The following is a 13,214-nucleotide window of genomic DNA, read 5'->3' as shown; positions in this document are numbered from 1 at the left end:
TTCCGACAAATGTGACGGATCAGAAAGGTTCCGCTCCCGAAGATCATGCCACCGTCACATCAAACCCACATGGAGTGAGAGATCATGAGCCTTCCCAATCATGCCCGTGTCGTCATCATCGGTGGCGGCGTCATCGGATGTTCTGTCGCCTATCACCTGACCAAACTGGGCTGGTCGGATGTGGTGCTTCTGGAGCGCAAACAGCTGACCTCCGGCACCACGTGGCATGCCGCTGGCCTGATCGGGCAATTGCGGTCGTCGTCGAACATGACAAAGCTCGCCAAATACTCGGCGGATTTGTATCTTGGGCTCGAGGCGGAAACCGGCGTGGCGACCGGGATGCGGCAGGTCGGTTCGGTTTCGGTCGCATTGACGGATGAACGGCGGGAGGAGTTGTATCGCAGCGCCGCCATGGCGCGCGCCTTTGGCGTCCCCTGCGAAGAGTTGTCGCCTGCCGAGGTGAAAGAGCGTTATCAGCATATCAACCTGGATGGCGTCACCGGGGGCATCTGGCTGCCCACCGATGGGCAGGCCGATCCTGCCAACATCGCCTTGGCTTTGGCGAAAGGCGCGCGGCAGCGGGGGGCCGTGATCAAGGAGCGCACCAAGGTGACGGGTATAGTCCGGGATGGTCGCCGGGTCACAGGTGTCAACTGGGCATCGGATGATGGATCGGATCAGGGCACAATCACCTGCGACATGATCGTAAATTGCGCGGGTATGTGGGGCCGCGAGGTCGGCAAGATGGCGGGCGTAAACGTGCCGCTGCATGCCTGCGAGCATTTCTATATCGTGACCGAAGGGATCGAGGGCCTGACCCAGATGCCGGTGCTGCGGGTGCCGGATGAATGCGCCTATTACAAGGAAGACGCAGGAAAGATCCTGTTGGGCGCGTTTGAACCCAATGCCAAGCCTTGGGCGATGGATGGCATTCCCGACAGCTTTGAATTTGACCAGTTGCCCGAGGATTTCGATCATTTCGAACCCATATTGGAAGCCGCCTGCAACCGGATGCCGATGCTGGCCGAGGCGGGCATTCACACTTTCTTCAACGGGCCGGAAAGTTTCACGCCGGACGACGCCTATCACCTTGGCCTGTCGCCTGAGATGGACAATGTCTGGGTTGCGGCGGGGTTCAACTCGATCGGTATCCAATCCGCAGGCGGCGCGGGGATGGCACTGGCCGAATGGATGGATAAGGGCGAGAAACCATTTGATCTGGGCGATGTGGACATCAGTCGGATGCAGCCGTTTCAGGGCAACAAGCACTATCTTTATGAACGATCCAAGGAAACGCTGGGTTTGCTTTATGCCGACCATTTCCCGTTTCGCCAAAAAGCCACGGCGCGTGGTGTGCGGCGCACGCCGTTTCATCAACTCCTGCTGGACCGTGGTGCCGTCATGGGGGAAACCGCCGGGTGGGAGCGTGCAAACTGGTTTGCCCGCGACGGGCAGGCGCGCGCATATGAATATACATGGGGCCGCCCAAACTGGTTCGACAACGCCGCCGCCGAACACAAGGCAGTGCGCGAAAATGTCGGCATGTATGATATGTCCTCCTTCGGCAAGATTAGGGTCGAAGGCCCGGATGCCGAGGCGTTTTTGAACCGGGTCTGCGGGGCTGACATGTCGGTGCCGGTCGGCAAGATCGTCTATACCCAGTTCCTGAACCCCCGCGGAGGGATCGAGGCGGATGTGACCGTCACCCGCCTGTCGGAAACCGCCTATCTGGTGGTCACGCCGTCAGGCACGCGTCTGGCGGATGAGACTTGGATGCGCCGCCATATGGGTGACGCCCGCGTTGTGATCACCGATGTCACGGCGGGCGAGGGCGTGTTGGCCGTGATGGGGCCAAATTCCCGTGCGCTGCTGCAACGCATCAGCCCGGCGGATTTCAGCAATGACGCAAACCCGTTCGGAACCGCGCAAGAGATCGAGCTGGGCATGGGTCTGGCCCGCGCCCATCGCGTGTCATACGTGGGCGAGCTGGGGTGGGAAATTTATATCTCCTCCGACATGGCCGCCCACGCGTTCGAAACGATCTTTGAAGCGGGGCAGGACATGGGGTTGACCCTTTGCGGGATGCATATGATGGACAGTTGCCGGATCGAGAAGGCGTTCCGCCATTTCGGACATGACATCACCTGTGAAGATCACGTGCTGGAAGCGGGGTTGGGCTTTGCGGTGAAAGCCGACAAACCGGATTTCATCGGGCGTGATGCGGTGCTTGCCAAGAAAGACGAAGGCCTGTCTCAGCGCCTTGTGCAGTTCAAGCTGACTGATCCGGAGCCCCAGCTTTATCACAACGAGCCATTGATCCGCGACGGTGAGATCGTCGGATACCTGAGCTCCGGCGGCTACGGGCATCACGTTGGGGCGGCCATCGGTATGGGATATGTGCCGTGCAAGGGCGAGACGGCGGCCGGGGTTCTGGCCTCGACCTATGAAATCGACGTGGCGGGCACACGGGTGAAAGCCGAGGCGTCACTGAAGCCCCTGTATGATCCGAAATCAGAGCGGGTTCGAATGTGACCGGCGCACAGCATCACTTTTCTTGATGCGATCGCCCACGGAAATCTGACTACCGTTTCCCGCTCCAACTGCCATAAAGGCGGGATAAGGAGCGCGCGATGACGGACATGAGCAAACCAAAGAACGAAGATACGCCACAAGGGTTGGCGCTGGCTATTTCGGCCTATTTCTTGTGGGGGTTTCTGCCGCTCTATATGAAAGCCGTGGCTCACATGCCCGCCGCCGAGGTGGTCGCCCATCGCGTCATCTGGTCGGTGCCGGTGGCTGGCGTCATCCTGATCGCATCCGGGCGCACCGGCGCGCTGCGCGAGGCTCTTGCAAATCCGCGAACCCTGCTTCTGGGTGTGCTGACCGCTGCGCTGATTTCCGTGAACTGGGGCATCTATGTCTGGGCCATTGCGCATGAACAGGCGTTGGAGGCCGCGCTGGGCTATTACATCAACCCGCTGTTCTCGATCTTTCTGGGCACCATCCTTTTGGGTGAGCGAATGACCCGGGCGCAGATGGTGGCTGTGGCGCTGGCCTTTGCTGCGGTCGTGATCCTGACCGTCGACGCAGGCCGGTTGCCCGTCGTTGCTGTCGGGCTGACACTGACCTGGGGGCTTTATGCGCTGTGCAAGAAGTCGCTGCCGATTGGCCCCAATCAGGGGTTCATGCTGGAAGTCCTGATCCTTCTGCTTCCCGCTTTGGGTTTTGCGGCGTGGCTGACGGCACAGGGGCAAAGCCATTTCCTGCTGACAGGGATGGATACGGCATTGCTTCTGGGATGTGGCGTGGTGACGGCGGTGCCGTTGATGCTTTATGCCAATGGCGCGAAACTGTTGCGGCTGTCGACCATCGCGATCCTGCAATATATCGCGCCGACGATGATTTTTCTGGTCGCCGTGTTCGTGTTTGACGAACCGTTTGAGGGTGCAAAGCTGATTGCCTTTCCGCTGATCTGGCTGGCGCTGGTGATCTATACCACCTCGATGCTGCGCGGGATGCGCCGCCGCTGAGCCTTGCCCGGCTGCGCCACACAGGCTATCTGGCGCGCATGTCAGATGAATACACCCCGCCGGATGAGCCGCTGAAGATCGTCCATCAGGATCATGAATTGTTGCTGGTCGACAAACCGGCGGGCCTTTTGTCAGTGCCGGGCAAGGGCGCGCATCTGGCCGATTGCCTCTTGTCTCGCATTCAGGCGGTTTTTCCTGACGCGCTTCTGGTGCACCGGCTGGATCGGGACACGTCGGGCATCATGGTGTTTGCGATGACCCCCCATGCGCAGCGCCATTTGGGGCTTCAGTTTGAAAAACGGCAGGTCAAGAAGGCCTATGTCGCCCGCGTCTGGGGACGCGTGGCCGACCGCGAAGGCACAGTCGATCTGCCGTTGATCGTCGATTGGCCGAACCGGCCGAAGCAGCATGTGTGTTTCGAGAATGGCAAGCCTGCGATCACCGACTGGAAAGTCCTGAAATACGAGGAACAAGCCACCCGTGTCCGCCTGTTTCCGCAAACCGGACGCAGCCACCAGTTGCGGGTGCATATGAAGGAAATCGGGCATCCCATTCTGGGGGATCCTTTCTATGCAGAGGGCGAGGCGCGCAATGCGCTGCGCCTGATGCTTCACGCCGAAAGCCTGCGCCTGCGTCACCCGGATGGCGGAAAAGGGCTGACCTTCAAGGCCAAATGCCCGTTCTGATGGGATGACGGAAGGTCAGTTCCCCTTGCCGCCCCGAGTGCTTCCTGATTGACTGACCCAACGTTTGAGGAGTCTCACATGATCCAGCCTGTTATCTCTGGCACCGGGGTGTTTACACCCACGCAGACCATCACCAATGCCGAACTGGTTGAAGCGTTCAACGCCTATGCCGACAAGCAGAACGCCAAAAATGCGGACGCCATTGCTGCGGGCGAGGCGGAACCGATCGGGCATTCCAGTGAAGAGTTCATCGTTTCGGCCTCGGGCATCCATCAGCGGTATGTGATGGATAAATCAGGTGTGTTAGATCCTGATATCATGCATCCAACCTTGCGTGAACGCAGCGATGATGAACCGGGGATCATGACCGAGATGGGCGTGGATGCCTGCAAGAAGGCCTTGGTGCAGGCGGGACGAGAGGCAAGCGAGGTTGATCTGGTCATCTGTGCCGCGTCAAACCATGAACGCGCCTACCCGGCGATCGCGATTGAAATACAGCAGGCGCTGGGCGCGGGTGGGTTTGCGTTCGACATGAACGTTGCCTGTTCCTCGGCCACGTTTGGCATTCAGGCGGCGGCCGACATGATCCGCTCGGGCTCGGTCAAGCGCGCGCTGGTGGTGAACCCGGAAATTTGCTCGGCCCATCTGGAATGGCGTGACCGGGATTGCCATTTCATCTTCGGCGACGTGGCCACCGCGACCCTGCTGGAACGGAAAGAGGATGCGAAGGGCGACCATTTCGACATCCTGTCCACCCGCTGCCTGACGCAGTTTTCCAACAACATTCGCAACAACAACGGCTTCCTGCGCCGCACGCGCGAGGACGGCAGTGATTTGCCTGATCGTCGCGATATGCAGTTCATGCAGAACGGCCGAAAAGTTTTCAAAGAGGTGCTGCCCATCGTGTCGAAGCACATTCTAGGGCATATAGAGGATATCGGTGTGGAGCCCGACGACCTGAAACGGCTGTGGCTGCATCAGGCCAACAAGACGATGAACGATTTCATCGGCAAGAAGGTTCTGGGCCGCACCCCGGAAGAGGGCGAACAGCCCAACATCCTGCAAGACTATGCCAACACCTCCTCCGCCGGATCGATCATCGCGTTTTCCAAGTACTCGGACGATCTGGCGCCGGGGGATACCGGGGTGATCTGCTCCTTCGGCGCAGGGTATTCAGTTGGGTCGGTGGTGGTGCGGCGGGGGTGAGTGGGGGGTCTGCTTTGAGCCCACGGCAACAGGTGCTGCGCGACGTTCGAATGTCCGGTTCTATATGCGTAGGCCAAAACGTGACAAAACTAGTGTCAGATTTGCCAAGCGGTTCTGGCACATGATTAGTCAGCGATTTGGATGAATGTGCTGCTCGTGACAAAACCGCCGAATTTGACACGAGAATAGGGTTTTTTGTTTCTTCGCTGGCAAGCATCGCAACGGCATAGATACGTATAATGGCACAGATCCCGCTTTGATGCGCTTCAATTCTTCTCAGCGACGCACTTCTGGGCATCGGCAATGGCCTCCAGCAGACATTGATCGGTCTGCGCGCGGGTATCGAGGGATATGCCGATGAAAAGGTGGACGTGATGATGTCCGGATATTTCTTCGGGTTCGTCTCCGCTGCGATCTACTCCATTGTCATGTATGCGGCATGGGCGATCAGTCAGCCGATGGTGGCACTGGCTGCGCCGTCGGAGTTCGTGCTTTTCGCGCTTGTTTCGATCTGTCTGTCGTTCGCCCTGGTTCCGATCACGCTCAGCCGGGCAGGCAATCCGGGGGTAGTGCTTGCCACGCGCCTGAGGCCCGGACGGCTACTGGCCATTTCGCCGACAGCTCTTTCCGGTGCATTTGTCATGGGTGGCGTAGTCGGGGCGTTTTTCGGGATGGGTGCCGGTGGCCAGTCAGCAATCAGGTTTCAACGACGCTGAAACCGGCGCAATCCTCTCTGCCGCCCTGATCGGGGCGCTGGTCTTTCAGTGGCCGCTTGGCTGGCTGTCGGACCGGATGGATCGGCGCTTGACCATTCTGGGCAGCAGCCTGATCGGCGTCCTGGTGTCAAGCCTGCTGGTCTGGACATTGGCGGATGGCAATGAACCGGGCGTTATCGCCCTGTGCTTTGTTCTCGGCGGTGCGCTGCTGCCGCTTTACTCCATCTGCCTGGCTGACGTGAATGACCGGATTGACGAGAGCGAGTTGATCGCGGCAGCAAGCGGTTTTGTGCTGGTCTATGGCGTCGGTTCGGCCTTCGGACCGTTCGCCGCCAGCCTGGTCATGGGACGGACCGGGCCAACCGGCATGTTTCTTTTCATTGCTGTCGCGCTGGCCGTGTTCTCGGCATTCGATGCCATGCGTATCCGCCAGCGGGAAAAAACCGCAATCGCCGACAAGCAGAGCTACGTGGCCACACCCAGCACCAGCTACGCGGTGTTACCGTTGCACGAACACGGACCTGATCGGGCGGAAGGCGAAGCTGCCCCGCAGTGACGCGCGGAGGTTCACGCCGCGTCGGCCGGTCGCGCGACCTCGGCGGCGATACGCTTCAAGTCGGCGTCTTCCAGCGTTTCGCGTTCCAGCAACTCGGCAGAGGAACTTTCCAGCAAGGTGCGGTTCTCCTCCAGCAGCGCAAGTGTCCGCTCGAATATCCTGCTGATGACCTCCTTCACAGCCTGATCCATCCGTTCGGCGGTGGCGTCGGAATAGCGGCGGTTCAGCCATGACCCCTGTTCGGTCTGCCCCAGGAAATTGCCCCGCTCGGTGTCATAGGCGACATGGCCAAGGTCTTCGTCCATGCCGTAGCGGGCCACCATCGACCGCGCGATATCGGTCGCGCGGGCCAGATCGTCGGATGCGCCTGTGGAAAGGTGACCATAGATGATCTTTTCCGCTGCGCGTCCGCCCAGCAGGACGGCGATCTTGTTTTCCAACTCCTCGTGGGTCATCAGGTAGCGGTCCTCGGTCGGGCGCTGGATCGTGTAGCCGAGTGCGCCGATGCCGCGCGGGATGATCGAGACCTTGTGCACCTCGTCCACGCCCGGAAGCGCCATGCCGACGATGGCGTGGCCCATCTCGTGATGCGCCACGATCTCGCGTTCGCGCGGGTTCAGGCGGCGGTTCTTTTTCTCCAGCCCGGCCACGATGCGCTCGACGGCTTGCGTGAAATCCTGCATCTCGACCTGTGCTGCACCGCGGCGTGTCGCCATCAGCGCCGCCTCGTTTACGAGGTTGGCGAGGTCGGCGCCGGAAAAGCCCGTGGTCAGCGCGGCGATCTGGTCGGGATCGACGCTGTCCGCCGCCTTGATCTTCTTCATGTGGACATTGAGGATTTGCACGCGACCCGCACGGTCGGGGCGGTCCACCAGTACCTGCCGGTCGAAACGCCCCGCGCGCAAAAGCGCGGGGTCGAGGATTTCAGGCCGGTTGGTGGCCGCCAGCAGCACCACACCTTCAGAAGGATCAAACCCGTCAAGCTCGGTCAGAAGCTGGTTCAGCGTCTGCTCTCGCTCGTCATGCCCGCCCGGCTGCTGGCCCGCACTGCGCGAGCGGCCAAGCGCGTCCAACTCGTCGACAAAGATGATCGCAGGAGCGGCCTTGCGCGCCTGTTCGAACAGATCGCGCACCCGGGCCGCACCTACGCCCACGAACATCTCCACGAACTCGGACCCGGAAATGGAATAGAAGGGCACCCCCGCCTCGCCTGCCACGGCGCGGGCCAGAAGCGTCTTGCCGGTGCCGGGCGGGCCGACCAGCAGCACGCCCTTGGGCATCCGCGCACCCAGCCCGCCATAGCCCTCGGGGTCTTTAAGGAACTCGACGATCTCTTCCAGCTCCTGCTTGGCCTCGTCCACGCCCGCCACATCTTCAAAGCTGACCTTCGTGTCGCTCTCGACATAGATCTTTGCCTTGCTCTTGCCGATGGACATGAACCCGCCCATGCCCTGCTTTTCCGCGAACTTGCGGATGAAGAAAATCCAGATGCCGACGAAGACCAGAGCGGGCAGAACCCAGGAAAGAAGCGTAGTGAACCACGTATTCTCGACCGCGCCGGTATAGGTGACATCGGCCTCTTCGAGGCGTTCGATCATATCGGCGGGCACCGTGGTCGCGACGAAGCCGGTCTTGCCGTCCTGTGGCTCGACGAATGAGCCGCGGACGGTGTCACTGCCGATTACCACCTCCTCGATGATCCCCTCGTCGAGATAGTCCTCGAATTGACTATATGGGATTGCGGCAATGGTCCGGGACTGCACCCAGACATCACGCAGCAGAACGATGCCGAATATCGCCAATAAAACATACCAGAGGTTGATTTGTGTTTTCCTGTCCATCGACGGCAACTCTCCCTTTTCACTAACGTCCAACATAATTCCCGGCACATCATCTTGACAAGATTTCAGGCCATTCCCAGATAGTTGGATGCGGGATGCCGCTATCAGGGTCCCGAAGATGTTGGTGAGATGCGAGGCGTGTGCTTTATGCAACGCTTCGATCCCGTCATCGACCGTAAGGTGCAGAAAGCTGGCCTTGCGTATCGAAACACGTGGTCGCCATGCGTCTTCGTGCAGGCTCGCAACCGAGCCCCTCCCTTCGCGACAGTCCCGCAACGTGAAACGCGGTCCGCCCCGTTGCGGACCCCCGGAAGTTGTGACCAGGAAGAGGAGGATACGATGCTGAACTATGGACTGTCCCCCGCGCAGTGGGATCCTTTCGCGGAACTGCGCCAGCTTCAATCGCAGATGAACCGCATGTTCGACGGCGACGGGCGTAGCCAGCGCGTAAGCGATGGCGGCTGGCCAGCGGTCAACATGTGGATGGGCGACGACAGCGTGGTCGTCACCGCCGAAATGCCCGGTGTCGCACAGGACGACATCGACCTGACAGTGCGTGAGAACACCTTGATCATCGCCGGCAAACGCAATCCTTCAACCGATGATGAAGACGCCGCGTGGCATCGCCGCGAGCGCCCCGCGGGCGAATTCTCGCGCTCCATCCGCCTGCCGTTGCGCGTCGATCCCGACAAGGTCGAGGCGCGGGCGAAGAACGGCGTGCTGGAAATCGAGATGGGCCGCCCCGACGCCGAACGGCCACGCAAAATCAAGGTCAAGGCAAGCTGACATCTGAAAGAAAAGGAGGAACAACCATGGCAAACGAAGTCAAGAAGACAGGCGGTGACGTGGCCCGGACCGAGGCGGAAGACACCCGCGATATCGGCCCCACTTTCCGTCCCGCCACGGATATTTTCGAGAAGGACGATGTGGTGACGCTGACCATCGACATGCCGGGGGTCGCCCCCGACAGCGTCGATGTCTCGGTCGAGAACCGCTCGCTCACGGTGCGCGGCACGATTGATGCACCCGTGCCCGAAGGCTACCGGCGCATCTATGCCGAATACGCGCCCGGCACGTTTGAACGGGCCTTCAGCCTGCCCGAGACCATTGATGCGGGCAAGATCGACGCCACCCATCGCGACGGCGTCCTCACGCTCACCCTGAAGAAGAGCGAGGCCGCCAAACCGAAACAGATCAAGGTCAAGGCCGCCTAAGTGGCCAAGACCGACCCAAGCAAAGGAGGAAAGAGCAATGGCATTCAGTGATCTCATCCCCTGGGGTCGGGACCGCAACAATGTCTCCGACCAGCGAAACCAGGACGACAACCCCATGATGTCGCTCCAGCGCGACCTGAACCGCGTGTTCGAGGATTTCTGGGGCCGGTTCGACAACCCGTTCGGCGGCAACATGACCGCAGGCGGGCCGCGCACCGACATCTCGGAGACCGACGAGGCGATGCTCGTCTCGGTCGATCTGCCGGGGCTCGATGACAAGGACATCGAGGTGAACGTCACCGACGACATGCTGACGATCCGTGGTGAGACCGAGCAGAAATCCGAGAGGGACGGCTTCACCTCGCAATCGCGGCGCAGCTTTCACCGGATGATCCCGGTGCCGCCGGGCGTCGATGCGGACAAGGCCGAGGCCGAGTTCAAGCGCGGTGTGCTGACCGTGACCCTGCCCAAGACGGAAGAAGCCAAGGCCCGCGTCAAGCGGATCGATGTGAAGTCCGGCTGACCCTGCACAGGCCAATTTCGGCCTGCGCCCCTCGAGGGCGGGAACCCCCGCCCTCATTCATTAGTTGATTTCTTGAAGCCCGAAGGAGGAAACGACAATGGCAAATGGAATCTGTGACATCTGCAAGCGCCGCCCGGCCTCGTTCCGGGCGCAGGTTTCGGTTAATGGCGAACGCCAGATAATGGAGTTGTGCGACGACGATTATCGCAAGCTCGCGCGCCAGCAGCGGCGGTCGTCTTCGCCGCTGGAATCGCTGTTCGGGGGTGGGTCGCTCCTCGACGAATTCTTCGGGGACACCCCCTTTGGCGGCATGGGTCGCCGCATTGGCGACGATGGCGAAGGGCAGCGCATTCCCGTCAACCGTGGCTCCCGCCGTGGCCAGGGCGGTGCGAGCATTGCCGACCGGCTCAGCGAACAGGGCAACAAGCTGTTGCAGGAGGCAGCAACGAAGGCGGGCGAGTTCGGCCGCTTGGAGGTCGATACCGAACATCTGCTCTTTGCACTCAGCCACAGCGATGTGGTCAAGACACTGCTGGAGCAATTCAAGATCGACGTGGATGACCTGCGCCGCCAGATCGACAAGGAGGCCCCGCGTGGCGAGGCGTCGGAAGGCGGCGAGATCGGCGTTTCCCCGCGCCTGAAGGACGCACTCAACCGTGCCTTCGTGGCCTCGAACGAGTTGGGCCATTCCTATGTCGGCCCGGAACATCTGCTGATCGGCTTGGCCGAAGAGGGCGAAGGGTTGGCCGCTGACCTGATGCGCAAATACGGGCTGACACCGCAAGCCCTGCGTCAGAAAGTGACCAAGGTCGTCGGTCGCGGCACCGAGGAAGGCCGGGTCGATACGCCTTCGAACACGCCCGACCTCGATGAATTTTCGCGTGACCTCACGAAGCTGGCCCGCGAGGGCAAGCTTGACCCCGTAGTCGGGCGTGCACGAGAGATCGAGACCACCATCGAGGTTCTGGCCCGGCGCAAGAAGAACAACCCGGTGCTGATCGGCGAGCCGGGCGTCGGCAAGACCGCGATTATCGAGGGGCTGGCGCAGCGCATCGTCGCGGGCGAGGTGCCCGAGGCCCTGCGCGACAAGCGGCTGGTGGAGCTCAACATCAACTCGATGGTCGCCGGATCGAAATATCGCGGCGAGTTCGAGGAACGCGTGCAGAAGATCCTCAAGGAGATCACCGAACAGAAGGACGAGATGGTCCTATTCATCGACGAGATTCACACCATCGTCGGTGCCGGTCAGGGCGGCGGCGAAGGTGGGCTCGACGTGGCCAACACCTTCAAGCCGGCGCTGGCACGGGGCGAGTTGAACCTGATCGGCGCGACCACGCTCAACGAATATCAAAAGCATATCGAGAAGGACGCGGCGCTCGAACGGCGCTTCCAGCCGGTCTATGTCGACGAACCATCCGTGGCGCAGACCATCATGATCCTGCGGGGCCTGCGCGACACGCTTGAGTCACACCACAAGGTGACGATCACCGACGAGGCCGTGGTCGCGGCCGCGGAACTTTCCGACCGCTATATCTCGGGTCGGTTCATGCCCGACAAGGCTATCGACCTGATTGACCAGGCCGCGGCACGGGTCAAGATCAGCGCCACGGCGCGGCCTGTTGATGTCCAGGAACTGGACGCCGAAGTGCAGCAGATCAAGCGCGAACAGGACTATGCCGCCGCGCGCAAGCAGTTCGACCGCGCCGCCGAGTTGAAGAAGGAGCTGGAGGAAAAGCAAGCCGAACTGGATACGCTGCTGGAGACCTGGAAGCGCGACCGCGCCTCGGCCAGCGCCGAAGTGCGCACCGATCATATCGCGCAGATCGTGTCGAAGCTGACCGGCATCCCCGTCACCGACCTGACCAGCGAAGAGCGCGAGAAGCTCTTGAAGCTCGAAGACCGTCTGCACGAACGTGTCATCGGCCAGAACGAGGCCATCGACGCCGTGGCGGATGCGGTGCGGCTGGCCCGCGCCGGACTGCGCGAAGGTCCGGCACCGACCGCGACGTTCCTTTTCCTCGGGCCGACTGGCGTGGGCAAGACGGAACTTGCCAAAGCGCTGGCCGAGACCGTCTATGGCGACGAGGACGCGATGATCCGCATCGACATGTCGGAATACGGCGAACGCCACACCGTCGCGCGGCTGGTCGGCGCGCCGCCGGGTTACGTGGGCTATGACGAGGGCGGGCAGTTGACCGAACGCGTCCGACGCCGGCCATATTCGGTGGTGCTGCTGGACGAGATCGAGAAGGCGCATGGCGATGTCTACAACATCCTGTTGCAGGTCTTCGATGATGGCCGCCTGACCGACGGCAAGGGGCGCGTGGTGGATTTCACCCACACGATCATCATCGCCACCTCGAACCTCGGCTCCGACATTATCCAGCGCAACCTGAAGAAACGTGGCACCAAGGAGTTTGACGAAGCCAAGCAGCGCGGCGAGTTGATGGAGGTTCTGCGCCAGCATTTCCGGCCTGAATTCATCAACCGGATCGACGAGATAATCGTCTTCCATTCGCTCGACCGGTCGGAAATCCGGAAGATCGTCGGGTTGCAACTGGACCGCGTGGCGCGCACCGCGCTGACCCAAGGCGTCGAGATGGCGTTCGACGAGAGTGTAACCGATCACTTCGCCGCTGTGGGCTTCCAGCCCGAATTCGGCGCGCGCGAGCTGCGCCGCCTGATCCGGTCGGAACTGGAAACCGAGCTTGCCCGCGCGATGCTGGATGGCTCGGTCGAGGACGGCGACAAGGTCCGCGCCAGATGGTCGGCGGAGGAACAGAATATCACCTTCGAAAAGCTGGAGGCGGACGAGGAGGATGCCGTGCCGAAAGACGAAGGGGATGGCGATTCCGACACCGATCATAAGAAAACGAAGGACGCAAAAGGCGAAGCTGATGCGTCCGAGGACGCGCCAGCGAAGTAAGGAACGGATGTGAAAA

The 13,214-nt window shown here is 61.1% G+C and carries 11 protein-coding genes; 10 read left to right on the top strand and 1 reads right to left on the bottom strand.

Annotated elements, in window-relative coordinates:
- The first annotated feature begins 81 nt into the window (after positions 1-81).
- The 6 genes from MUY21_RS09510 to MUY21_RS09485 all read left to right on the top strand — a co-directional run bounded on the left by MUY21_RS09510 (position 82) and on the right by MUY21_RS09485 (position 6,694).
- A complete protein-coding gene (locus tag MUY21_RS09510; RefSeq protein WP_248410418.1) occupies positions 82-2,532 on the top strand; it encodes an FAD-dependent oxidoreductase in 2,451 nt (816 codons plus the stop codon).
- A 98-nt stretch (positions 2,533-2,630) separates the two neighbouring features.
- A complete protein-coding gene (rarD, locus tag MUY21_RS09505) occupies positions 2,631-3,530 on the top strand; it encodes an EamA family transporter RarD (protein WP_191287393.1) in 900 nt (299 codons plus the stop codon).
- A gap of 38 nt (positions 3,531-3,568) precedes the next feature.
- On the top strand, positions 3,569-4,216 hold the full coding sequence (locus tag MUY21_RS09500) for an RluA family pseudouridine synthase (protein WP_248410148.1): 648 nt from the start codon (positions 3,569-3,571) through the stop codon (positions 4,214-4,216).
- 78 nt (positions 4,217-4,294) lie between these two features.
- Positions 4,295-5,422: a beta-ketoacyl-ACP synthase III gene (locus MUY21_RS09495; protein WP_248410147.1), complete on the top strand. Its 1,128-nt coding sequence runs from the start codon at positions 4,295-4,297 to the stop codon at positions 5,420-5,422.
- A 377-nt stretch (positions 5,423-5,799) separates the two neighbouring features.
- The gene (locus MUY21_RS09490) at positions 5,800-6,138 is read left to right on the top strand and encodes a hypothetical protein (protein ID WP_248410146.1); all 339 of its coding nucleotides are present in this window, start codon (positions 5,800-5,802) and stop codon (positions 6,136-6,138) included.
- Positions 6,104-6,694, top strand: a complete 591-nt coding sequence (locus MUY21_RS09485) for an MFS transporter (protein ID WP_248410145.1) — start codon at positions 6,104-6,106, stop codon at positions 6,692-6,694. Before MUY21_RS09490 ends, MUY21_RS09485 begins: the two co-directional genes overlap by 35 nt.
- A gap of 11 nt (positions 6,695-6,705) precedes the next feature.
- On the opposite strand, the gene ftsH is transcribed toward MUY21_RS09485, so the two are convergent.
- Positions 6,706-8,535 (bottom strand): ATP-dependent zinc metalloprotease FtsH, encoded by a 1,830-nt coding sequence (ftsH, locus tag MUY21_RS09480; RefSeq protein ID WP_248410144.1) that lies wholly within the window; start codon positions 8,533-8,535, stop codon positions 6,706-6,708.
- Positions 8,536-8,874: 339 nt separating this feature from the next.
- On the opposite strand from ftsH, the gene MUY21_RS09475 reads away from it, so the two are divergent.
- The 4 genes from MUY21_RS09475 (at position 8,875) to MUY21_RS09460 (ending at position 13,198) form a co-directional block, all read left to right on the top strand.
- The gene (locus tag MUY21_RS09475) at positions 8,875-9,321 is read left to right on the top strand and encodes an Hsp20/alpha crystallin family protein (protein WP_248410143.1); all 447 of its coding nucleotides are present in this window, start codon (positions 8,875-8,877) and stop codon (positions 9,319-9,321) included.
- Positions 9,322-9,347: 26 nt separating this feature from the next.
- On the top strand, positions 9,348-9,749 hold the full coding sequence (locus MUY21_RS09470; RefSeq protein ID WP_248410142.1) for an Hsp20/alpha crystallin family protein: 402 nt from the start codon (positions 9,348-9,350) through the stop codon (positions 9,747-9,749).
- Between the two features lie 37 nt (positions 9,750-9,786).
- A complete protein-coding gene (locus MUY21_RS09465; protein ID WP_248410140.1) occupies positions 9,787-10,272 on the top strand; it encodes an Hsp20/alpha crystallin family protein in 486 nt (161 codons plus the stop codon).
- A 97-nt stretch (positions 10,273-10,369) separates the two neighbouring features.
- Positions 10,370-13,198: an ATP-dependent Clp protease ATP-binding subunit gene (locus tag MUY21_RS09460; protein WP_248410139.1), complete on the top strand. Its 2,829-nt coding sequence runs from the start codon at positions 10,370-10,372 to the stop codon at positions 13,196-13,198.
- Positions 13,199-13,214: the final 16 nt, after the last annotated feature.

This window comes from Aliiroseovarius sp. S2029 (assembly GCF_023195575.1).
In the GTDB taxonomy this organism is placed as follows: domain Bacteria; phylum Pseudomonadota; class Alphaproteobacteria; order Rhodobacterales; family Rhodobacteraceae; genus Aliiroseovarius; species Aliiroseovarius zhejiangensis.
This window is presented reverse-complemented; position numbering and strand designations above follow the sequence as displayed.

What these genes read in the sequence shown, in the direction of transcription:
- MUY21_RS09465 (WP_248410140.1), top strand. Translation starts at nt 9,787, where the DNA reads ATGGCATTCAGTGATCTCATCCCCTGGGGTCGGGACCGCAACAATGTC.
- MUY21_RS09475 (WP_248410143.1), top strand. Translation starts at nt 8,875, where the DNA reads ATGCTGAACTATGGACTGTCCCCCGCGCAGTGGGATCCTTTCGCGGAA.
- MUY21_RS09500 (WP_248410148.1), top strand. Translation starts at nt 3,569, where the DNA reads ATGTCAGATGAATACACCCCGCCGGATGAGCCGCTGAAGATCGTCCAT.
- MUY21_RS09460 (WP_248410139.1), top strand. Translation starts at nt 10,370, where the DNA reads ATGGCAAATGGAATCTGTGACATCTGCAAGCGCCGCCCGGCCTCGTTC.
- MUY21_RS09490 (WP_248410146.1), top strand. Translation starts at nt 5,800, where the DNA reads ATGTCCGGATATTTCTTCGGGTTCGTCTCCGCTGCGATCTACTCCATT.
- MUY21_RS09495 (WP_248410147.1), top strand. Translation starts at nt 4,295, where the DNA reads ATGATCCAGCCTGTTATCTCTGGCACCGGGGTGTTTACACCCACGCAG.
- MUY21_RS09470 (WP_248410142.1), top strand. Translation starts at nt 9,348, where the DNA reads ATGGCAAACGAAGTCAAGAAGACAGGCGGTGACGTGGCCCGGACCGAG.
- rarD (WP_191287393.1), top strand. Translation starts at nt 2,631, where the DNA reads ATGACGGACATGAGCAAACCAAAGAACGAAGATACGCCACAAGGGTTG.
- ftsH (WP_248410144.1), bottom strand. Translation starts at nt 8,535, where the DNA reads ATGGACAGGAAAACACAAATCAACCTCTGGTATGTTTTATTGGCGATA.